This is a genomic window from Humiphilus diazotrophicus, assembly GCF_059726315.1.
The window spans coordinates 5093889-5116395 of record NZ_AP040870.1 but is presented as its reverse complement, the minus strand read 5'-3'; the positions used below and the strand labels follow the sequence as shown (position 1 = coordinate 5116395).

15 protein-coding genes are annotated in these 22507 nt (G+C 52.2%); 10 read left to right on the top strand and 5 right to left on the bottom strand.

Features of this window, described 5'->3' with window-relative positions; translation table 11 throughout:
- Positions 1 to 232 precede the first annotated feature (232 nt).
- The 3 genes from AC6I7T_RS21240 (at position 233) to AC6I7T_RS21230 (ending at position 6887) form a co-directional block, all read left to right on the top strand.
- Positions 233 to 3631, top strand: a complete 3399-nt coding sequence (locus AC6I7T_RS21240) for a carboxypeptidase-like regulatory domain-containing protein (RefSeq protein WP_497789624.1) — start codon at positions 233 to 235, stop codon at positions 3629 to 3631.
- 192 nt (positions 3632 to 3823) lie between these two features.
- Entirely contained in the window at positions 3824 to 5173 is a 1350-nt protein-coding gene (locus AC6I7T_RS21235; protein ID WP_497789623.1) for an MGH1-like glycoside hydrolase domain-containing protein, read from the top strand.
- Between the two features lie 76 nt (positions 5174 to 5249).
- Entirely contained in the window at positions 5250 to 6887 is a 1638-nt protein-coding gene (locus tag AC6I7T_RS21230; protein ID WP_497789622.1) for a DUF5060 domain-containing protein, read from the top strand.
- A gap of 43 nt (positions 6888 to 6930) precedes the next feature.
- Here the strand turns inward: AC6I7T_RS21230 and AC6I7T_RS21225 are convergent, their stop codons facing one another.
- From AC6I7T_RS21225 to AC6I7T_RS21210, 4 genes are all read right to left on the bottom strand, one after another.
- Positions 6931 to 7464: a GNAT family N-acetyltransferase gene (locus tag AC6I7T_RS21225; RefSeq protein ID WP_497789620.1), complete on the bottom strand. Its 534-nt coding sequence runs from the start codon at positions 7462 to 7464 to the stop codon at positions 6931 to 6933.
- Positions 7451 to 9439, bottom strand: coding sequence for a VPS10 domain-containing protein (locus AC6I7T_RS21220; RefSeq protein WP_497789619.1), 1989 nt, complete (start codon positions 9437 to 9439; stop codon positions 7451 to 7453). Before AC6I7T_RS21220 ends, AC6I7T_RS21225 begins: the two co-directional genes overlap by 14 nt.
- Before the next feature lie 284 nt (positions 9440 to 9723).
- Positions 9724 to 11388 carry an OmpA family protein gene (locus tag AC6I7T_RS21215; protein WP_497789618.1) on the bottom strand — a complete coding sequence of 555 codons (1665 nt, stop codon included), beginning with the start codon at positions 11386 to 11388 and terminating at the stop codon, positions 9724 to 9726.
- Between the two features lie 410 nt (positions 11389 to 11798).
- Entirely contained in the window at positions 11799 to 12374 is a 576-nt protein-coding gene (locus AC6I7T_RS21210) for an NADH-quinone oxidoreductase subunit B (protein WP_497789616.1), read from the bottom strand.
- Between the two features lie 419 nt (positions 12375 to 12793).
- Here AC6I7T_RS21210 and AC6I7T_RS21205 point away from each other — a divergent pair, with 419 nt between their 5' ends.
- The 3 genes from AC6I7T_RS21205 (at position 12794) to glnD (ending at position 17318) form a co-directional block, all read left to right on the top strand.
- Positions 12794 to 14215, top strand: a complete 1422-nt coding sequence (locus AC6I7T_RS21205; RefSeq protein ID WP_497789615.1) for an ammonium transporter — start codon at positions 12794 to 12796, stop codon at positions 14213 to 14215.
- Between the two features lie 69 nt (positions 14216 to 14284).
- Positions 14285 to 14623, top strand: a complete 339-nt coding sequence (locus AC6I7T_RS21200; protein WP_497789613.1) for a P-II family nitrogen regulator — start codon at positions 14285 to 14287, stop codon at positions 14621 to 14623.
- A gap of 82 nt (positions 14624 to 14705) precedes the next feature.
- Positions 14706 to 17318, top strand: a complete 2613-nt coding sequence (gene glnD, locus AC6I7T_RS21195) for a [protein-PII] uridylyltransferase (protein ID WP_497789611.1) — start codon at positions 14706 to 14708, stop codon at positions 17316 to 17318.
- A 289-nt stretch (positions 17319 to 17607) separates the two neighbouring features.
- Here the strand turns inward: glnD and AC6I7T_RS21190 are convergent, their stop codons facing one another.
- A complete protein-coding gene (locus AC6I7T_RS21190) occupies positions 17608 to 17982 on the bottom strand; it encodes an FtsB family cell division protein (RefSeq protein WP_497789610.1) in 375 nt (124 codons plus the stop codon).
- Between the two features lie 996 nt (positions 17983 to 18978).
- Between AC6I7T_RS21190 and cutA the strand changes: the two genes are divergently transcribed.
- From cutA to AC6I7T_RS21170, 4 genes are all read left to right on the top strand, one after another.
- Positions 18979 to 19296 (top strand): divalent-cation tolerance protein CutA, encoded by a 318-nt coding sequence (cutA, locus tag AC6I7T_RS21185; RefSeq protein ID WP_497789609.1) that lies wholly within the window; start codon positions 18979 to 18981, stop codon positions 19294 to 19296.
- Between the two features lie 237 nt (positions 19297 to 19533).
- Complete coding sequence (locus AC6I7T_RS21180) at positions 19534 to 20121, top strand: biotin transporter BioY (protein WP_497789607.1); 588 nt, start codon at positions 19534 to 19536, stop codon at positions 20119 to 20121.
- A gap of 74 nt (positions 20122 to 20195) precedes the next feature.
- Entirely contained in the window at positions 20196 to 21077 is an 882-nt protein-coding gene (locus AC6I7T_RS21175; RefSeq protein ID WP_497789605.1) for a menaquinone biosynthesis family protein, read from the top strand.
- Between the two features lie 349 nt (positions 21078 to 21426).
- Positions 21427 to 22422: a GGDEF domain-containing protein gene (locus AC6I7T_RS21170; RefSeq protein ID WP_497789603.1), complete on the top strand. Its 996-nt coding sequence runs from the start codon at positions 21427 to 21429 to the stop codon at positions 22420 to 22422.
- Positions 22423 to 22507 lie beyond the last annotated feature (85 nt).

Genomic DNA, 22507 nt, shown 5'->3' with positions numbered 1-22507 from the left:
TTTGTAAAACCCTCGACGATTTAACAAGTCATTTTTCCTCGTTGGGAAACAAAGCAGTCGAACCGTGGCCGACAGAGACAAAGAGTCATTCAGCCCGGAATAATTCGCGCTGGAGTAGGAGTATCTGACGAGGAGAAGAGAGCTGACAACACAGCTCCAGAAACATAGTGCTGACTTCTGCAGCCGTTTCTTGGGCCGTAGAGACCGTATCCGTACGAACTGTGAGGCTTACATGAACCGAATCGAAACTCCTAGGACGCATTCAGCGTACCGTACCGTCTACATTTTCTTTGCCACCCTGCTTCTTACGACGGGGATGGTTTTTGCCCAGGGGTTTTCTCGCATGAGCGGCATCGTGACCGATTCCTCCGGGGCGGCGATCCCATCCGCAACAGTAGTTGTCACCGAAACCGGAACCGGGACTCTCAGCACCGCAACCACGAACAATCAAGGGGAGTATGTATTTCCCGCTCTAAAACCGTCTTCGTACACCCTTAAGGTGACAGCACTGGGATTCGGCGGCTATACCCAGAGCAATATTCACCTGGAGGCCGATGCCGCCATCACGGTGAACGCCAGTCTGAAAGTTGGGGGGACAGATGAAACAGTAACCGTGTCCTCGGAGCCACCCCAGGTGGACACCACGACAGGAACAATTTCCCAGGTAATCTCCGATCGCCAGATTAACGAACTTCCGCTGAACGGACGGAATGCAGCAGCGCTCACAACACTTGTTGCCGGTGTAACGTCCGCCCCGAGTGGCGCCTCGGATCAGGGAAACACAAAGACATTCCCGGCCGTCGTGAATGTGTCGGTAAATGGCACCCGGGCTAACCAGACCAATTATCTGCTGGACGGGGGAAACAACTTGGACGAATACACCAATGTCAACGCTCCCTTTCCCTTCCCGGATGCGTTACAGGAGTTCAGCGTCCAAACGAGTAATTTCGCCGCCGAATATGGGCAAAGCGCCGGTGGCGTAGTAAACATCATCACCAAATCAGGAACCGCGAACTATCACGGAAATGTATTTGAATACGTCCGCAATGCCGCCTTCAACGCACATAACTACTTCTCTTTCGTGACCAACTCTGCAGGAAAGCTTGTCCCGTTCGTCGATCCTCTGAAACGGAATCAGTTCGGAGGCACGTTGGGCGGCCCGGTCGCCATCCCCGGAATCTGGAAGATGAAGCAAGGCTTCTTTTTCGGAGGCTATCAACACACGATTCTGCGTACACAGAACGCCAGCGTGGCAACTTCGACCCTACCGACAACGCAAAATCAGGCAGGCCTGTTTACCTTCACTGCCGCCAATCCAACAGCCGCGGCAACAAGCTGCATCAAGGATCCCTTTGCTACGGGCACTCCATGTTTTCCTTACACCCTTCTATCAGGCACGACTTATCAATCCACCATTCCGACCTCCCGCTTCGACAAGGCCTCGCTGAACCTGCTAAAGCACATCCCGGTCACAAGCAACGGTGCAGCATTTGGCTACAAAAAGCCTACCTCTCAAGATCTTGATGAAGGTGTCGGCCGTTTCGACCAGGATCTCAGCCAAAACGATCATCTCGTTGCTCGTTACTTCCTGGACATCTTTCACAATAAGGGTGTGTTGGATTTGAGCAACCTGCTCACCTATGCCGACCAGTCGGAAATTACATACCAGAACGCATTGGTATCAGAAGCGCACACCTTTACACCGAACCTCATCAACAATCTGATCGTTAGCTACCAACGGGAAGGCGCGGTACGCGGACCTGCTTCCGGATCGATTAATGTGAATGATCTTGGCGTGAACGTATGGCAGCCATCGCAAAAGGCCATTCAGAACATCGGCGTCAGCGGCTATTTTTCTATCGGTGATAATCCATATGCAACGTTTAAGCGCTCAAATGTAACCCTGGCAGACGACCTGCACTGGATCAAAGGTTCACATAGCTTCAGCTTCGGATTTCATGGAGAATTGAGCCGCGTAGACGTAGTCAACCAGAACGGCCAACCAGGCACTTATAGCTTCAATCCAAACGTCAGCAATAGCGCTATTGCGAATTTCTTCCTCGGCTACGTATACGAGACTAAGCAGAGTTCCGGACAGTACCAGGCGAATCGCGGCAAATATCTGGGCGGCTATGCTCAGGACGTCTGGAAGATCAACCGCCGCTTCACACTCGACTATGGTCTCCGCTATGAACCGTATCTGCCTCTGCATGATCAAGGTGGCCGTGTGGGGCAGTTCAACCCTACAGCCTATGTAGCGAACGTTCACTCCGCCGTTTATCCGAATGCACCGGCAGGCCTCCTGTTCCGTGGTGATACCGGCGTGCCGAATGACGGCATCCGTCCTGTATATAAGAACTTCATGCCGCGCCTCGGTTTCGCCTACGATCTCTTCGGAGATGGACGCACCAGCCTTCGTGGCGGTGGCGGATTGTTCTATGAAACACGTAGCAATGGCTTGTTCAACAACGGCTGGATCGGAAGCACTCCCTTCAGCACGTCGGTTGACCTGATCCAGCAGGCTGGCGCAACCTTCTCCAATCCATATGGAACACAGTCCAATCCATTTCCCGCACCAGTTCCCCCGGCGAAGAACACGCCTTTCATTACTCCCTTTGCTGTAATTACCTTTGATCCAACAGGAACGTTCAAAGTTCCCCTTACCTATAGCTGGAACATGGCACTCGAACAGCAGATCACCAATACCTTTAGTAGCCGTCTTGCCTACGTAGGAGTACACGCCAGCCACGTCTTCACCTCGCCTGAAATTAATCCGGCCCGATACTGCAGCTCAGGAACCTTGCCTGGCACCTCCATCGCCTGCACTGCCTCGGTAAATGCGAGGAGGATCTACCAGAACTACTCCACCATCAGCAAAGCCGATCTAGGCGGCAATTCAAACTATCACTCGATGCAAGTAACGCTGCGAAACCGGATGAAATACGGCATCTCCGGGACAATCAATTACACATGGTCTAAGAGCATCGACAGCGTACCTACCGGAACGGCGGTCACCAGTGCTGGCGCAGGCATTTCGTATGTGCTACCGGTATATTTACCGAACTACAAGCGACTGGACATTGGGCCTTCAGACTTCGACCATCGCAATAACATCAGCGTGAACTACGTTTGGATCATTCCCGCCCTTCATGGTGGCAATCCTATTGCGCGCTACGTGATCAATGGGTGGCAAACCAACGGCATCCTCAGCTTCCGCAGCGGCAACCCCTTGTCCGTCGTGGCAGGCAAGGATAACTCCGGAACGGGATTGAATCGCGATGTTCCGCTTCTGGTCGGTTCGCCGATCGGAGGAAAAGCCTGTGGCACCGTAGTTCTCTGCAAAAACTACTTCAACCCCACCAGCTTTGCGAATGCACCTGCCGGTCAGTTCGGCAATGTCGCAAAGGGCTCCTTCGTTGGTCCGCGGTACATCGACTGGGATGCGAGTCTGGCTCGTACATTCCCGATCCATGAAAGCGTGAATCTCCAATTCCGTGCCGAGTATTTCAATGTCCTCAACCATACGAACCTGAGTGATCCTTCCGTGAATTTGTCCGCCACGACCTTCGGAAGAATCACAGGCGCGAATGATCCGCGTATTGCCCAGCTTGCACTGAAGCTGGCGTTCTAGAGCAAAACCAGCGTTACTATGTCCTATCCAAATTCGGCGATGCGCAGGTTTTCTTGACGGAAAACCTGCGTAGGGAGTTGTGGTTCGGGATACACCTACGCTGGTTTTGCTCTAGCTCCATAGGGCGGATACGCACTGTGTACCCCGCCCTATTTCTCCAGACCGCCGGTTCGGCAGAGGTTGGGTTCATCTATGAGTAGGAATTTCACTCGGCGAAATGTGCTCGCCGGATTATCCGCAGTAGGCGCTTCCCTAGTGACACGAAGCAGTACACTCGCAAGCTCCTCGGAAATGGCACCTAGTTTGCCAGTAGCGCATCGAGAAGCGTTGCTCAACTACTTTTTTTCAAATGCTCGTAAGCTGTTGCGCAATTCATCGGGTGCTCTGCGCTTCCCCAGCATCTCGCCAAGCCTGCCGAGAAGCACTTATTCTGCGGATCTTTGGGACTGGGACACACTTTGGACCGCACGCGGACTTTTTCGGGTGGGCCGCCTTGTTGGTGACCCTAAATTGAAGGCAGACATCTCTGCACACGTGCGCGGCAGTCTTGCAAACTTCTTCGACCACCAATCCAGAGAAGGACGTATCCCGGCGCTGATTACGGTGGAAAGCGCCGATCCCCTGGGGTGCATGAAAGGAACACGTCCGCACAAAGAGAATCAGGCCAAGCCAATACTGGCTCAATTAGCTCTGTTGGAAATTCAGGAAACGGGTGAAGACACCTGGTTTGCCCCATACCTTGAGAAGCTTCTGCTCTTTTACGATTCCTGGACGGCTGACAACCTAAGTCACGTTGGCCTTCTGGTCTGGGGTGATGATGTCGCTATCGGGAATGACAACGACCCAACGACCTTTGGAAGACCATATTTCTCCTCGGCAAACCTTCTGTTGAACTGTCTGTATTACCAAGACTTAAAAGCGGCCGCAGAATTGGCTGCACGATTGCGCCATCCTGAAGCGCACGCGCGACTCTCTTCTCAGATTGCCGCATTAGGCCATGCCATTCAGCTGCACTGTTGGGACTCTCGCGATCGCTTCTTCTACACTGCCGACGTTCAGTGTGTTGATCGCAGAGCAGAGCTCATCGCTAAGATCCCGAGAGGGATGGACATGTCCTGGAGTTCAATTCCCCTCCGGATCCAGACATTCACAGGATTTTTGCCTATGTGGTGCAAGCTTGCCTCCACAGAGCAGGCTGGAGCGCTTGTCGAGCATCTCCGAGATCCGAAAACCTTTGCAGCAGAGCACGGAGTTCGAACGCTGTCTGCAGCCGAATCGATGTATTCTCTTGCGGCAAGCACGAATCCAAGCAACTGGCTGGGACCGATCTGGATTGTTGCGAGCTATCTGGTGTGGAAAGGCCTCATAGAATACGGATACACCAAGGAAGCTGCCTCGCTGGCGAATCGCACTGCAAACATGTTGGCTAAGGACCTCTTGTCCTCAGGCTCGCTCAATGAGTACTACCATCCAGACACAGGAGCCCCTCTGAGCCATAAGGGATTCATGGACTGGAATCTGCTTATTCTCGAAATGATCTAGTTTGTTCCCCCATTCGTGCTCGTAGAGCATGAACGCAAATGTGAACAACATAAAAGGAAAAGATATGGGAAGTGAGATGAATCGAAGACAGATGCTCAAGATGGGAGCAAGCGGAGCCGCCAGCGTACTGCTCAGCAGTTCCAACGCCGATATGTTTGCCGAATCCGCTAAAACATCCGGTAGCTCTGTTGAAATCGAGCAGTGGGACTGCTTCGAAGTTCTGTTGCACGGGCCGCAAGGTGGAAATCCGTTTGAAGAAGTCACGTTAGCCGGCAGCTTCTGCCATGGAAATCGTTCTGTCCTCATCCCCGGTTTTTATGACGGAGAGGGGCGCTACTTGATCCGTTTCATGCCCGATATGCCGGGAGAATGGATATATACCACACAAAGCTCACACAAAGAATTGGCGGATCACAAGGGTGCAGTAACCGTAGTGCCCTGCAAAGGGGAAAACCGTGGGCCAGTGCAAGTATCCCATCGCTTTCACTTTGCCTACTCGGATGGCAAGCCGTATTTCCCGTTTGGCACAACTTGTTACTCCATGGGATTTATGGGCGAGCCCTTTGAAACCGAGACGATAAATGCACTCAAAGAAGCTGGTTTCAACAAAGTGCGCCTCTGCCTTTTGCCCAAGCCACAAGGTACACGGCAACTTCCGTTCATGCCATTTGAGCATGTCCCTGGCTCGCCGACAGAGACGTCAAGCGATCTCCAAGATGGAGGTAAGAGCCAGGAGAAATTTAATCTGAGCAAATTCAATCCGGCCTACTTCCAGCACTTCGAGGCTCGGGTGCGCGGTTTGCTCCGGCTGAATATCCAAGCCGATATCATTCTCTTCCACCCATACGACGCATGGGGATTTCGCAGTATGCCTGCCGACGTCGACGACCGATACCTGCGCTATGCAATCGCACGTCTTTCCGCATACCGAAATGTATGGTGGTCCATCGCTAACGAATACGATCTCGTACACTCCAAGACACTCGCTGACTGGGATCGCTTCTTCAGAATCACTCTAGAGTGCGACCCTTACAGCCATCTCCGCTCCATCCATCACAGCAAAGTTGTCTACGACAATGCGAAGCTGTGGTGCACGCACGCCAGCCTGCAAGAGTACGACTTCCAGCGCTCGGCTGAGCGGCATGCAGTCTGGAACAAACCAATTGTCTATGACGAAATCCAATACGAGGGAAACATAGCCGCACGTTGGGGAAATATATCGCCGGAGGAGATGACACGCCGCTTCTGGCTGGCCACAGTCGCAGGCACATATGCCACTCATGGCGAAACGTATATTGTGCCTAAAGGAGAGCCCATGTGGTCCGATGGCGGCAAGCTACGTGGAACAAGCGCGCCGCGTATAAAGTTTCTGCGGAATCTGCTGGAGAAGCTACCAATCACCGGGCTTAACGAGTTCCCTAATGCCTACTATCTTTCCGCAGGCGTAGAGAATGAAATCTATCTCTACTATTTCGATACCCATGCTCTCGCAGAATATAACTTCCCTCTGCCGATGGGCATAAAGTTTACGGGCATGCTGATTGACCCCTTTGCCATGACAATAGAAAAGCTACCCGGTATCTACACAGGTAAAACCAAAGAATCACATTTTGTAGATGAAAATGTGGGCGATAGGGTCGTCGGCGAAACAAATCACGTAAAGTTACCGGGACGGCCATATTTGGCGGTGTTATTTCAACGCATACGTTCTTGATTTCTATGCGTTGTCCGCATGCAGTGGAGTAGAGAGAAATCTTTTATCTGTAGTCGTTCTCTGACGGAACGGCCACGATTGAGCGCTCAAGAGATAGCGCATCGATTTGGTTTATGTAGTACTTCTTGCGTCTTCCTACGAAAGTAAATCCCAATCGAGAATAAAAGGCCTGTGCTCCTTGGTCATCTGCAGCCACTTCGAGCCGCAGGAGGCCAGCACCGAATCTCCTGGCGATCTCTTCCAAAGCATTCATCAGTTGCCTGCCCAGACCCAATCGTCGCTGATCGGGATATATGTCCAAGGTAATGACATGACCAACTACTTTTTTTCGTTCGGAGTAGAGCTCCAGAATGGCGAATCCCGCAATTTGACCTTGTACATTCTCCGCGATCACAGCAATCGAAGCTGGATGCACCAAGAATTCCAGGAGGTCCTCGCTTGAATAAGCAATTCCAGGACGGAAACAGAGCTGATCGAGTTCGAGGAGTTGCTGAAAGTCGTCGGAATGAAAAGGGCGCAGATGAAAGCGAGGTTTCATCTGCGCCGGTTGATCGTTTCCTAAGTTATTTCTGGACATCCGCCGCGATGGAAGCTGTCGATGCAGGTTGTAGAAGGACTCCGTCATACACGGAAGCAGCAATCAGGCGCCCGGAGAACGAGCGGACCTGATGGATACTCCATCCGGCATCCCACGATTTCCAGCTCTTGTCGGCAACATTGATGGCGAAAATCCAGGTGCTCTGCCATGAAGTTGCGAGGACACTGTGCAGTGTCGGATCGTAGGTCAGACCATTGATATCGCGGAAGGGCAACTTTTCTTCTGCCTGCCAAGTCTTTCCGGCATCGTCACTGACCCACACCCCCTCACGACCGCCAACCCAAAGGCTTCCATTCGGAGCAATCTCGATAGCACGTACAGAGGTAAGAGCCGAAGGCAAGGAAACTGCGGACCAGGTTTCGCCGGAATCCGTAGACAGAGCCAAGCTCCTCCTGCTGGCAGCCAGGACTTTGCCCTCACTGGCACAGACCAACGAGTAGTCGGAGAGTCCTAGAACCGGTCCCCCTCGCCAACTGACTCCCTGATTTGCGCTCCAGTACACTCCCTGAGTCGATGCCGCATACCAGTTTGAACCATTCACATCGACGTAGTTCACTCGACCGGAAATAGCGGAGCCGGGAACCGAAATATCCTTGACCACCGGAACCTTAGTCTTTTTGCGAACAATGTAACTGGTCTTGTGGGTGAGGTTGATTACCTTGTCGGTGATCTCCCAGCGGGAACCTGTCCAGCGAAAGATCCCGCGATTGGTTCCAGCTAGAAGGGTGCCTTCAGGAGTCTGGCTGAGACTGAAGACATCACGACCATCAAGTCCAGCACTTCGCTGTTGCCATGAAGTCCCTCCGTCGGTAGAAACGAACACACCGCCGTAGGTCTTGTCATTCACAACTCCAGCATAGAGAGTTGAAGGATTCTTCTGATCTACAATCAGTGTTTCCACCTGACGCTGTGAGAAACCTGTGTTGGATGCGGTAAAGGTAGTTGAGCCATCCTGGCTTGCCAAAACGCCACTACGATCGGTCGCCAGCAAGACGTGCTGAGGATTAGACGGATCGACATAAACGTCATTGACGATCACATCCGGACCAGTCACGCGTTGCCATTTGTCTCCGGTATCAGTCGTGCGATACAGGCCCTCTGTCGTACCGGCATAAACGACATTTCGATTTACCGGATCCTGCATAAGAACACGAGTCCTGCGAGCGGTGGATGGAATGCCTTGAACCTTATGGAAGAGGGCTCCGGAATTCTCGCTTTTATAAATGCCGGAACAAGCACTCGCAAAGACAATCGTAGGCTGCTTGGGATCGATGATGATCGAAAAGACATCGGAATCGTCAATGATTCCGTCCTTGACGTTGAACCAGTTTTTTCCGCCATCGGTAGTCTTCCAGGGTAGATGCCAGGTTCCGGCATAAACCATTGCCGGATCGACAGGATCGATGGCGATGGACTCTACCTCATGTAATTCTGTGCTTCCCTCTGGAGTGATCAAGCTCCAGTGAGCACCACTATCCGTGCTGCGATAAACGCCTTTCAGCGTTCCAGCCACAAGAATCTTTGGATTGGAGGGAGCCTGAGACAAGGCACGGATCGATTGCCCATGCATATCGGCCACCGCGCTCCAGCTCTTTCCTCCATCATGGCTGATGAAGAGGCCACCATCCGGATGGTTTACGACCCAGGCACCGACATAAAGCGTCTTCGGGTCGGAGGAATCAACCACAATGTTGTCTACAACGAAATCGTCGGTATTTGCGATCTTGCTCAAGCGTGTCCAGCTTGCTCCGCCGTTTACCGATTCATAGATCCAACTGCTGGTGGTTCCCAGATAAAGGTGGTTAGGAGTCGAAGCACTCGCAGCAAAACTGCGGGCATCGCCGCCATCTGGCCCAACTGAAACCCAAGAGGACGATTGCGCTGCAAAGCTAGGTATGGAGAGGAATATTAGAACAGCTAAGAGGGGGAAACAGCACTTCTTATAGCAATTCATGCGAACCTAAACCATTTCTAAAATTATCTGTACGCTTACATGTCCACAGAAAGCATTCGTTTCTCTGGACCAGAGCCGAAAGAGAGCGGAGCCGATCGGAACAAACCTCCAAGGTTGAATCGGTATTCCCGGTCTCCCTTACTGCACAGTAACAGGACAGACAGCCAGAAAGACATGGCTATACCACTCTCAGGATCCATTTTGTGCGTATCAGGGACCAAAAGTGAAAAGGGGCTAACCGCACGCGGTCAGCCCCTTTTGCCTCTTAAAAGAAGCGATTTGTTTTACTTAGCAGCCTTCTTGGCCTTGTGGTGCTTCTTGACGGCCTTGTTGCGGGGCTGAGCCTTGACAGTGCTCTCGTCTACCTTGGTCGCACCCTGCACATCGCTGGTGAAGCTTGCGCCGGATGGGATGAGGTAGTTCTCAGCAGTCTTGCCTGCGGTGGATCCGGTGTAGACCGAGATGCGGGAAGCATCTACGCCCTTCTCCTTCACCAGGTAGTCCTTCGTGTTGACTGCACGAGTCTCAGCTAGTTTTGCTCCTGCCTTCTCAGAAGGATCGGACTCGCCGACGATGGCCAGTGAGGCATCCGACTGACGCTGCAGGTTCAAGCCAACTTCGTCCAAGCAGGCCTTGGCTTCGTTATCGACACGAGCCGGGCGCTTCTTGTCGCGGCCAAAGTTGATCGAGCAGAGAGCCTGAGTCTTCGGAGCCGGCGGCGGTGGAGGAGCTTCAACGCTCACGGTTGTGGTCGAAGAAGCAGTCTGGCCCTTGTCATCCTGGACATTGCAGGTCACAGTGATCGAACCTGCAGGAGCACCAGTCGAAGACAGGGTTGCCGTGTTGCCGGTACCGGAGATGGAGCCAGCGGAAGCCGAGTAGCTGTAAGTCAGCGGACGATTCTGCGGGCTGACAGCATTCGAAGTGATGGTGGCGCTATCACCAGGCTTGATAGTCGACGGGCTGGCCGAGCAGGAAATTGTCGGCGGCTCGAAGGCCTTGACGGTGAAGCTTGCAGTGCAATCGGCAGACTGTCCAGCCTTTGCACCTTCAGTCACGTGACCGGTCACAGTGTAGTTGCCGGGAGCGAGGCTTGCAGTGTCAATGGCACCGGTGTTCGAGTCACCCTTGACGGTGAAGCCCTGGCCACTCCAGGTGTACTGCGGGGTTTTCTTCGGATTCAGATTGGCCGCGGTACCTGTGACGGTAACCGGATCTCCAGGAAATACCGAGGAAGGATTCACCGAGCAGGAGTAGGTAACCGGCGGCGGCGGAACAATCGATCCTAGATGGAGCAACAGGCCTGTGCTCAAACGTGCGTTGCTGTAATTAGCGCGACCGCCCGTTGGATACGGAGCCTGAGGCCCGAAGTTGATGTGCATGTACTCATAGTCGGCTTGGAAGAGGCGCAGACCAAGCTTGCCGTTGAAGAAAGGCAGAGCATAGTCCATACCACCACCGACGGTGAGGGCGGGTCCCCAGGTATAAGGCTCATGATAGGGGCCACCACCACGGACAGCACCAGCTAAAGCATGAACAAACGGGGTGACTTCAGCCGTGGGATACCGGAAAACAGGACCTGCGGAGAAGGTATAGAAACCGTCATTGTTTCCATCCGGATGAGCTCCGACTTCGACCTGTCCGCCTACGTAACGATTGAAGTAGTATGTACCACTACCAATTGCGCCCAGATCAACCGACGAGGGCTTTACCTGCAAATCTGTGCCGCCTGCCCCAGCTCCAGGAACACGAACAGTACCGTGAGGCGCCAGATAGCTGTAACCAGCAAAAATATCCCACCGTGAAGCCTGATCACCAGCAGCGGGCTTAGCAGGGGTGTTTGATGTAGCACTGGGCGAACTCTGCCCGTAGAGACTCGATGTACCAAGCCCAACGGCACAAGCTACAAACAGAATCCGGCTCAGAGAACTCAACGGACGAGAATGCATGCGTTATCCTCCGCAACCAAAATACGTAAAAGATCTTGATGAACTATAATGCGCAATCTTCCTAAATCAGCGCACCAGAGACTCAAGGCAAACCAAGGGTCTCAATAACCGCAAGGTACAAAGTAACACACGTTCACTATCGTTAGAGCATAAATTCTTCAACAAGTTGCCTATCAGGCTCTATGAAAGTAACCGTATATTTCCACAGAAGCTGGATGACAAACATTACCATCCTGCCCCTTGAGAACAAAGACACTTACCGCAACTTATTGTTTCTGAGAAAGCTACCTATTGCAGGAAAAGGAATCAAGCTAGCACATAGTTTACAAACAGTAACGATTGTATCTGAAAAATTGCACAATTAATCATCTACGCGAAACAGCGAAAAAGTTGTCTATTTGATAACCGATTTATTTCAGATTGAGTGCCTTTTGGAAGCTTCCCTTCTCTCGCTGAATTTTTTCCTGCAAGAGGGTGATGGCATAAATTAGCTGCTCAGGACGCGGCGGGCATCCCGGGACGTAAACGTCGATAGGGATGATCTGATTGACGCCCTGCACCAAGGCATAGTTGTTGAACACTCCTCCAGAGGTCGCACACGCGCCCATGGAGATGACCCACTTGGGCTCGGGCATCTGCTCATACAGACGCCGAATCACCGGCGCCATTTTCTGAGAAACACGGCCTGCAATCACCATCAAGTCGGCCTGACGAGGCGAGGGGCGAAACACTTCCGCTCCAAAACGAGCGATATCGAAGCGGGAAGCGCCCATGGACATCATCTCGATCGCGCAACAGGCAAGACCGAAGGTCATCGGCCAGACAGAGCTTTTGCGGACCCAGTTGATGGCCAGATCCAGAGAGGTCATAAATACGCCTTCGGGCTGATCGTACCCGTAGCTAACCTCACGGAGTTTTTCACGGTTCTTACCGCTGCTTTCCAGTGCTCCGAACAGGTAACGATCCTGGGTGCTCAACTCGGTCATATCTCTTAATATACGATGTTTCGAAATCGTTTGATGATTCCAAGATAAACAGACGGAGAGTCGAATTCGCTCCAGCCTACCTAGCGCCTCTAATGGTTGATTTCATTCAGTCTAGGAACTCCGGATCGGCCAGCTTGCCTTATTCTCCCCTCTCGGGAGGGGCGAAGAGACACCAAAATACGATGCGGAATGCGTTTTCATGTTTAAGGATTTCCAAAAATATTGTAAAAGTAAGCCAACGCACCATCGAGGCAGGACTCCTCTGCTCCCAGGCTGAAACTACATTTGAGATTCGTGTAGCCATCCTGGCTGGATGTCACGCCTTACTTGTATTCCTTCTCAACACCAGCGGAGAGGCCGGCGGTTCAGCGGCCCTAATTTTCAGAAATCGACTTTTTCTTTGGCAAGAATGGAGGCCTATGCGTAGTTTCTCCGTGAAGCTGTTTTTAACTGTAATACTTGCCTGTTGCGGTTGCAGTTTCATACAGGCACAAACACCCGCCGCCTCGCCGGCAGCACCAACTGTATCCACAGCCGATCGTCTGGCAAAGATGGAACAAGCAACGGCTGACGCACAATCATCAGCAGACAATGCCTGGATGTTGGTTAGCTCCGCGCTGGTATTGATGATGACCGGTCCTGGACTGGCCCTGTTCTATGGGGGCCTGGTTCGCAAGAAAAATGTGTTGGCCACGATGATGCAAAGCTTTGCCATGATGGCCATCATTACCGTTCTCTGGGGATTGGTCAGCTACTCACTCTGTTTCGGCTCCGGAACCAGCTTCATTGGAGGATTCCATAATGTCTTCCTCCATGGCGTCGGACTCACTCCCGATCCTGACTACGCGGCAACAATTCCTTTGCAAACCTTCATGGTCTACCAGCTCATGTTCGCGATCATCACTCCGGCATTGATCACCGGAGCTTTCGCGGAACGCATGAAGTTCAGTGCCATGGCGGTATTTCTCATCCTCTGGTCCATCGTGATTTATGCACCGATGGCGCACATGGTATGGGGGAAGGGCGGACTGTTGAACGCTGCCCTCGGTGGCAGGTTCCCCTGCCTTGATTTTGCAGGGGGTACTGTTGTCCACATCACCTCCGGTGTTTCAGCTCTTGTCTGCGCCCTTTATCTGGGAAAACGCGTCGGATATCCGAAAGTCGCGATGCCTCCGCACTCCATGGTTCTGAGCTTTATCGGAGCTTGCCTCTTGTGGGTGGGTTGGTTTGGCTTCAATGCAGGCAGCGCCCTGGGATCCGGCAAACTGGCTACCAGCGCCTTCATCAACACACATTTTGCAGCTGCAGCAGCAGCGTTAAGCTGGGCAATTGCGGAATGGATTAAGAATGGCAAGCCCAGTGCTTTGGGTGGAATTTCCGGCTCCGTCGCTGGACTCGTGGCAATCACGCCTGCAGCGGGATTTGTTCAGCCGATGTCGGCCATCGTCATCGGTCTCGTTGTCGGAGTCTTCTGCTTCTTCATGGTTGTCAAGGTGAAGCAGATCTTTGGGTATGACGATTCACTCGACGCCTTTGGTGTACACGGAGCAGGTGGTACCCTCGGGGCAATCCTTACTGGAGTTTTTGCCTCTAGCACCATCAATCCGATTTTGAAGGATGCTAAAGGCAATCCCTTACCGTTGGGACTGCTGGAAGGAAATGCTCACCAGCTATTGAATCAATTTGTTGGTATTGCTTTGGCCTGGGGCATCTCCATTGTCGGTACACTGATCCTGTTGAAGTTGGTGGACATGGTAATCGGTTTGCGTGTAACCGCCGAAGAAGAAAACGAGGGTCTGGACCTGACGCAACATGGCGAAGAAGGTTACGACTGGACATAGCCGGCACGGGGCCGTTGGCCCCGTATACGCAGTAGAACTGATACTCTTGCTAGCCTGAGGCTTGAACGTATGCAGAAGATCGAAGCAATTATCCAACCATCGAAATTGGATACCGTGAAAGATGCCCTTCTCGAAATCGGAGTAGAGGGTATGACCATTCTGGAAGCACGCGGGCATGGCCGACAAAAAGGCCATACCGAGTTTTATCGTGGCCGCGAATATACGGTAGACCTTCTCCCGAAAATCAAACTGGAGCTGGTATTGCCTGACGAACTCGTCGAGAAAGCGATACAGACAATCGTAGGAGCTGCCCGGACCGGCAAGATCGGCGACGGCAAAATCTTTGTCTCTCGCGTTGAGGATGCAATTCGTATCCGTAATGACGAGCGTGGAGATACAGCTCTTTAGGACACTCATGAGGAGGGCTGGCTTTTGCCAGCTCACCTTATATAGTTCTCAATAGAACCCTCAAGCGTTTCTTAAGGAAGGAATGATCTCTCAGCCCTTTTCCATCGACGAGTTGCGTACGCAGTATCAGCAGGAAATGGCGGCTGTGCGGCAAACGTTTGAACGTACCAGCGATGGTACAGCTGCGATTCACCGGCGTTCCTCCATTGTGGACCGTCTCATCATCGACCTCTGGAAACAGCTTTCCGCCGACGGTCAGGAACCGGATGGAATCGCCATCGTAGCCACAGGAGGTTTTGGGCGACGGGAACTCTTCCCTTGCTCGGACATTGACATTCTCTACCTCTGTGCCGACGAACAAACTGAGAAGACACTTCGCGAAACAATTCGAACGATTAATCAGGCCATGTGGGATATTGGCCTCCGCGCCAGTCCGGCAACCCGTACTCTGAAAGAATGTGACCGCTTCGATCCCGATAACCTGGAATTCACCCTGGCTTTATTGGATCGCAGATTTCTCGCCGGCGATTATGCCCTTTACCAGCGGCTCCAACGAGATCTTTTGCCGGCTCTGGTTATGCGCGAATGGAACACCATAGCGCAGAAATTAGGTGAAATCGCTCGTGCCCGGCACCAGAAGTACGGAAATACGATTTTCCACCTGGAACCGAGTCTTAAAGACTGTCCGGGAGGATTGCGGGATTACAACTTCGCAAAGTGGTTTGCCCTGCTCTTTTACCTTCGCGATCAGCATGAATGGCCGAGGCAAAGCAACAATGCCTTTTCCAGTGTGCATGGCGAAGCAGAAGCGGCTTTCGACTTCCTGGCTGCTGTGCGATGTTTCCTGCATTTCCGTTGTGGACGCGACGACAACACGCTTGATTGGCAGGCCCAGGACGAAGCAGCGGCATTGAGCATCGGCCTTGAGACTCGAGGCACGGCGGATCCGGCATACTGGATGCGTACGTACTATCGTCATGCCCGAACCATCTATCGGCGTGCAGTTCTGCTCATCGAAGATCTGCCACCGGCGAGAGCCAGCTTTTACCGCCAATTTCGCCGCCGACGGACACAGATCAACGACACAAACTTTTTCCTCGAGCAGGGGCGCATCGACCTGACGGAAGGAACAGAGGTCAACGATGCCGACGCGATTCTGCGCGTAATGGCTCTGATGGCGACCCACGGCTACAAACTCAGTCAGAATTCCGAGGATCGCATCACCGATGCTCTCCCAGTCCTGGCTGTTCATATGCCGGAAGGGCCTTATCTCTGGAATTGTCTGCGCGAAATTTTGCTTGGCCCTCAAGCTGCCCATGCCCTACGCACAATGCATGCTTTGGGCATTCTGGAGATGCTGATTCCGGAATTCCATGGCATCGATGCTCTGGTCATTCGGGATAGCTATCATCGCTATACGGTAGACGAGCATACCTTCCTCGTCATCGACAACATTCATAATCTCCGCCAGCCGCGAAATGACTGGGAAAAACGGTTATCCACCCTACTTCCGGAGATCGACCGTCTCGACCTGTTTCTTCTCGCTCTTTTGCTCCACGATACGGGCAAGGCAAGAAGAACGGGCGAGCATACGGAGCAAAGTGTCGAGTTGGCAGAGGCTCTTCTGGCGCGCTTGGACTTCGATGCCGAGGAGAGGGATACCGTTCGCAGATTGATTCGCAATCACCTGGAGATGTCTGCCGCTCTCCGCCGCGATGTCTTCGACCCAGAAAATATCCGCCACTTCGCAGATAAGGCCGGCACGCCGATGCAGCTTAGAATGCTGACCTTAATGACCTTTGCGGACATCAAGGCTGTCAGTCCTGATGCACTGACACCTTGGAAGGCAGAAGCACTTTGGCAGCTATACATGGGAACCTCGAACTTCATGGATCGCAGTGTCGATGAGGTTCGCTACCACTCGGATATCGATCCGACATTGCTCTATCGCATCCGGGCAATGGTTCCGGATCGCCCCGAAGAGCTCAAGCAATTTCTGGATGGACTGCCACAGCGTTATCTCCAGACCAGGCTACCGGAGCAGGTACGCAACCACTTCCTCCTGGCGCTGAAACTTCCTGCAGATCCAGTTCAGGTGGAGTTCCGTACGACTCGCCAGCTATGCGAACTCACGGTTATTACTCAGGATCGCAGCATGCTCTTCGCCGATATGGCAGGGGTACTCTCCGCCTGGGGCATGAACATCGTCAAAGCAGATGCTTTTTCAAACGATACCGGAGTCATCGTTGACAGCTTTCACTTCACTGACACCTTCCGTACATTGGAATTGAATCCGTCGGAAATAGAACGCTTTCAACAAAGCGTAAAGGACATCGTCGCAAGGAAGGTCAAGGTAGAAGACCTCCTTCGCGGACGCAGGCACTCTCACCGCAATGGCGCCGTCAAAATCGACATCGAAACCCGACTGGAGTTCGATATCGAATCCTCTTCCCACAGCACACTGCTGCAGATTGTGGCGCAGGATGAACCAGGATTATTGCGCCAAATTGCCCTCACACTTGCCAAGCATGATTGCAACATCGAGGTAGCCCTGGTGGACACAGAGGGAGAAACAGCAATCGATGTGTTCTATCTGACCCAGAACGGAGCCAAACTCGAAGCTCAAACTCGGGAAGCCCTGGCCTCAGTACTGCTGGCAATGCTGGAACAGCTGCGCGAAGATATGCTGGCCTAGCTCTTAAGACCGAAAAGAGGCACGGCTTTTGCCGTGCCGAAGGGTTTCTGCATCTGGCGATGGGCTGTAGAGTCTTGCTTCCTATCAAGCCTTATAGGCAAGGATGATTGCAGCTCCCTGCATTGCTAAAGCATTTTCGCAGGGGATAGATTCGTTAGAGCAAAACCAGCGTAGGTGTATCCCGAGCCACAACTCCCTGCGCAGGTTTTCCGTCAAAAAAACCTGCACATCGCCGAATTTGGATAGGACATAGTAACGCTGGTTTTCCTCTAGAAAAAAGTTGCAGGCGTTACTTCGAGGATGAACCTTCGGCAGGACGCTTCTCCGGCAAGGTATAAATCACCTCACCCGGCCGCGCATAGTGCAGCCGCTCGCGAGCTTCGTGTTCAATGGCGTCGGGATCGTTCTGCAACCGGTCTACATGCTGCTTCAAGCGCACGTTTTCATCCTGCAGTTGCTGAATCTCCTGCTGCAGCGCGCGGTCTTCTCTGCGCTTCTGTTGATAACTGGAGAGACCATTCCGTCCCATCATCACGTGATAGCCCAGAAACAAGGCAAAGACAATGGCCAAACCCGTACCAATACGGCGCCGCGACTGATACATCGCCCGGACAAGCCGGACAGTCAGTCTTGGTGATACAGACGCATTGGAACTCTTTGGCATTCTGATCCTTAATACGCAGCTTTGAGCTATCGGCTTCCAACTCCTAACCATGAGATGAAAGCTGTTCTACGCCAGCATCCATTCTCTGGCGGCCTTGCTCAGTAATTTCAATCCGCTCCCGATCGGGTCTCGGTAAGAGCGCGGATTATTGGCTCCGTCTCGGAAACCCGACAGTACGCCCACGAACCATCTTCGAAGATCAACTTCAAATCATTGGGGCGTACGTCCTGACTGCTTCGCCTACCACTCAACTCCGAAGGATCTTGCCGCAATTTCTCAGTGAACTTTTGTTTCTCCTCCAGAGTCAAGCGGAAGTTCTGCCCGGCAGAGAAAGAGGAACCAACTTTGACAAATAGTTCCTTGAATAAAGCTCCAAGATTCTTACTCGACTCGCTACTATTTCAGCGATAAGAAGTCGGCAAGAGCACCATCCATCTCTGGAACATGTCCACGAGTCGTCACCTCTGCACGTTACTCATTGCGAGCTGCATTCGCGGATCAACGCTCCAATACACTAGAAGCCTGACGGAGCTTCATAGAGCTATACTTCGTGATCATCGGCGGAAGCGTCGAGGAAGTTAGTTGTGGCAACTGACTCGACAACAGCATTCCCCATTTTCAAGTTTCCACCAGATAACCGGACGGAAGGGGAATTATGTGCTTCAGCTGTATAAATGTGCCGTACTGGTCAACAATTCTTCGCAGTCTTCATCGCAAAACTCTCCAGCGATAGCAACTTGCTTCTCAGATGCAACTCTCGACTGTACCTGGAGCAAAAAGTTCAGAACTGCACGCACATAAAAGCCAGGCTCTAGAAAACTTCCCGCAAAGAGGGCTATCAGACCAAACAGCTTCAGCCAAAGCCGAAGCACGGTAAACATATCTTTGGCTGGAGTGGAAAGAAAGCCGCACACTCTATGTCCCTATGCGCGAAATGCTCTAGAATCCCAGGCAAGCCCTTAGTTCTAGGGTATCTGTCGAAAGGGAAAAGACATCTTGGTCGAGACGCGGATAGCCCTTAGCACCGCTGGTACCCGCGAAGAAGCGGAGAAGATCGCCCGATTCCTTGTGGAAAACCGGTTAGCTGCCTGTGTAAATCTTGTTGATTCCATCCACTCTATTTACCGCTGGAAGGGACAAGTGGAAGAATCACAGGAGGTGCTTCTTATCATCAAGACCGAGGCCTCTTCGATAGAACCAGTACATGAGGCAATCCGCAAGCTTCATAGCTATGATTTACCTGAATTTTTGGTTCTCAGCCCCGAAGGCGGAGGGGAAGAATACCTCAAATGGATAGCTTCGAGTCTCCGATGATGTGTAAGCTCTGATATTCTGAGCCAGGCTTTCTCTTCATGCGAGTCCTCTTTTTCGTTCTTATCCTGTGTCTATGTGCATTGCTCTGGGCGGCAATTTCGATTGCCAGGCACATTCGTCGGCATGGGGCCAAAAAGACAGCTGAAAAGAGCAATGCGGAAGAGCAAACGCGCCTTAATAAATGAGCAAAGCGCACACTAGATAATCCAGATGCATACTAGATCAAAGGGAGAAACAATGGCGAAACCGATGTACGTTTCGAGCAGCACCCTGGATGTGACTGGCAGAGTCAATGAGAAGCTTCGAATGGCGGGAAAGGCCATATCGGCAAGCCTGTTCGTTGCCATTTGCTCCCATATAGCGATACCGCTCTTCTTCACACCGGTGCCACTCACATTGCAGCCCTTTGCCGTTATATTGATTGGCCTGCTATTGAGCCCTACGGTGGCCTTTGCCTCCATGCTGCTCTACCTTGTGGAAGGCGCGACCGGCCTGCCGGTTTTCACCCCGCAGGGTCCCGGTGGGGTCGTTCAGCTTTTTGGCATTACTGGAGGGTATTTGCTCTCCTACCCGCTTTCAGCGGCTGCCACCTCGTGGTTGGCGCGCTTAAAGACCAGAAGTTTTCAGAATTTAGCCATTGCTGCAGCTGTAGGAAATGCGGTCATTTTGACCTGTGGTGCGCTCTGGCTATTCACACTCACACACATGCCGCTTAAGGTTGCTGCCGCTCAGACCATATTGCCATTCCTTCCCGGAGACGCACTAAAGGTCATTGCCGCGGCAGGAATTGCGGCAGGATTTACACGTCTTCGCAGAAGACCATAAGCAGCCATGTTTTGTTACGGCGATAGGACTGCACGAAGTGCCCCGCCGCCAAGTAGAAAGGACCAGAAAAAGCAGTGACAGCATCATCACCTTCACCGCTCGACGGAAGCAGGTCGGCCGCAAGCCGGGAAATCAAAATCGCGCATAGTCCCGATTCTGATGACGCTTTTATGTTTTATGGACTGGCCACGAACAAGGTCAGAAAGAACGGCTTTAAATTCACGCACACTTTATGCGATATCGAGACCTTGAACCGTAAGGCTATGGATGAGGTCTACTACGACGTTACAGCGATATCCTTCCACGCCTATCCCTACATTCAGGACAACTATGCATTAATGACCTGCGGTGGCAGCGTGGGCGAAGGCTACGGCCCGATGGTAGTGTCCAACAGAAAATTCACGCTGGACGAACTCAAGAAAGTTCGCATTGCCGTCCCGGGCACGCTGACAACGGCATATCTGACGTTAAAGCTCTTTTGCCCCGAGATCGAGACGACGGTTGTCCCATTCGACAAAATCATTCCTGAAGTGGTAGCCGGAAACTTCGAAGCAGGACTGATTATTCACGAAGGACAACTCACCTACGCAAACAACGGCTTGCAGCGAATCATCGATCTAGGCCAATGGTGGCGTGAGCAGACCAATTTGCCTCTGCCTCTAGGCGGAAATGCCATCCGTCGTGAGCTCGGACAAAAAACAATGGAGATCGTCACCCAGGCTTTGAGAGAAAGCATTCAGCATGCTCTCGATCATCGTGATGAGGCTCTGGCTTATGCAATGCAGTTTGCCCGTGATCTCGACACAACCTTAGCGAACCGTTTTGTCAGCATGTACGTCAACGAGCGGACGCTGAGCTATGGTGAAGATGGCCAACTGGCAATCCGCAAGCTACTGGAGATGGGACATGAGCGCGGAATCATTCCCAATGCTCCAAAAATCGACTTTGTAGGCTAATTCTGTCGAATGAAGTGCAGATCCCTGGCGGATACTGCACTTCTTCCCCCTTTTCCCTCGCCTTCATCCAAAAGTTCCGTTTTTTGTCACATCCAAAAGAAATTTCGACAAAGCTCTCTCAAACGACTTGAACTTTCTCCAGCTATTCGCAAAACTGGAGTTTGGTTATGCTGTTCCCCCGTGAGCGTTTTTACATTCGAAGTAGTCCAAAGCAACCACTGCCAGATCGCGTTTGTCGTCAAAACAACGCCAACCGGAGCGATTTCCAAAGACCCACTGGATGTGAAGAAACGCAGAAAATCTTAAGGAAATTCTAAGAATCTCCGATAATTGAATTTTGGAGAAGAGAATGACGACTGCTCCTCTATCTGGGACTCGAATTCTGCTGGGCGACAGTAACGAGAACACCGCAGAAGCTTTGCGCCAATTGCTTGAGTCCTGGAGTTACAAAGTCGAGGTGGTTCGTTCAGGGACAGAAGTCCTGAGACGACTGGCCGATCCGCAAGCTGCCGAGATCGTACTACTCGATTCAAACCTCACCGGAACTCCCGCCATCGATGTCTTACATAAGCTAAGACAATCAGAAGCAAGAAAACGGATGTGGACGATCCTTCTGATTAGTTCTTCTGCACCGGATTTGGTGCAAATGGCGGTAGATGCAGGCGTTGATGATCTGGTAGCACGGCCGTTACAGGAGTTGGATCTAAAGGTACGTATTCATACTGCTGAGCGAATGCGCATCCTGCAGGAAGAACTGAATCACTCTCTGGAAAGATCCAGATTCCACAATTTGCACGATAAGCTGACAGGCGTTCTCAACCGCGAAACGATGCTCTCCAATCTCTTTCGCGAAACTGATCGGGTACAGAGAATGCGGACTCCGCTCTGCTTTATGCTTCTCGATCTCGACGGCTTCTCCAAAATCAATGCTGAGTGGGGAATGGATGCCGGCGATAGAGTTTTGCAAATGGTTGTAGAACGCTTTCAGCGCTACCTCCGCAGTTACGACCTCATTGGAAGGATGGGAGAAGACGAGTTTCTGATCGCATTACCAGGCTGCAGCAAAGAAGACAGCATCATGCTGGCAGAAAGGCTGCGCAAGGTCGTTTTCCAAAAGCCCTTCGACCTCGGCTTCCGCACTGCGTCCATATCCGCAAGCTTTGGACTATCCCAAAGTCGAGGACGATCTCCCTTAGTTGTCCTGAGGGAAGCGCAACAAGCCCTCTTCTATGCGAAAGCTTTAGGTCCGAATTACATCTTCCGCTATGGCGATAAGGTACCGTCAAAGCTCACAACTGACGATCAAGAACCACCATCCACAGATCCGGAACAGACAGTCGCCTGAAGCTTTTGAGTGCCTTGATAGAACCCGTTTAAGAGCTGAGGAAGGGATCATAAGCGGCTCTGCCAGGCAAAGCCGCTTATGCGTC

What these genes read in the sequence shown, in the direction of transcription:
- AC6I7T_RS21190 (WP_497789610.1), bottom strand. Translation starts at nt 17,982, where the DNA reads ATGCCAAAGAGTTCCAATGCGTCTGTATCACCAAGACTGACTGTCCGG.
- AC6I7T_RS21200 (WP_497789613.1), top strand. Translation starts at nt 14,285, where the DNA reads ATGCAGAAGATCGAAGCAATTATCCAACCATCGAAATTGGATACCGTG.
- AC6I7T_RS21230 (WP_497789622.1), top strand. Translation starts at nt 5,250, where the DNA reads ATGAATCGAAGACAGATGCTCAAGATGGGAGCAAGCGGAGCCGCCAGC.
- AC6I7T_RS21180 (WP_497789607.1), top strand. Translation starts at nt 19,534, where the DNA reads ATGGCGAAACCGATGTACGTTTCGAGCAGCACCCTGGATGTGACTGGC.
- AC6I7T_RS21220 (WP_497789619.1), bottom strand. Translation starts at nt 9,439, where the DNA reads ATGAATTGCTATAAGAAGTGCTGTTTCCCCCTCTTAGCTGTTCTAATA.
- AC6I7T_RS21215 (WP_497789618.1), bottom strand. Translation starts at nt 11,388, where the DNA reads ATGCATTCTCGTCCGTTGAGTTCTCTGAGCCGGATTCTGTTTGTAGCT.
- AC6I7T_RS21225 (WP_497789620.1), bottom strand. Translation starts at nt 7,464, where the DNA reads ATGTCCAGAAATAACTTAGGAAACGATCAACCGGCGCAGATGAAACCT.
- AC6I7T_RS21235 (WP_497789623.1), top strand. Translation starts at nt 3,824, where the DNA reads ATGAGTAGGAATTTCACTCGGCGAAATGTGCTCGCCGGATTATCCGCA.
- AC6I7T_RS21210 (WP_497789616.1), bottom strand. Translation starts at nt 12,374, where the DNA reads ATGACCGAGTTGAGCACCCAGGATCGTTACCTGTTCGGAGCACTGGAA.
- AC6I7T_RS21170 (WP_497789603.1), top strand. Translation starts at nt 21,427, where the DNA reads ATGACGACTGCTCCTCTATCTGGGACTCGAATTCTGCTGGGCGACAGT.
- AC6I7T_RS21240 (WP_497789624.1), top strand. Translation starts at nt 233, where the DNA reads ATGAACCGAATCGAAACTCCTAGGACGCATTCAGCGTACCGTACCGTC.
- glnD (WP_497789611.1), top strand. Translation starts at nt 14,706, where the DNA reads ATGATCTCTCAGCCCTTTTCCATCGACGAGTTGCGTACGCAGTATCAG.
- AC6I7T_RS21205 (WP_497789615.1), top strand. Translation starts at nt 12,794, where the DNA reads ATGCGTAGTTTCTCCGTGAAGCTGTTTTTAACTGTAATACTTGCCTGT.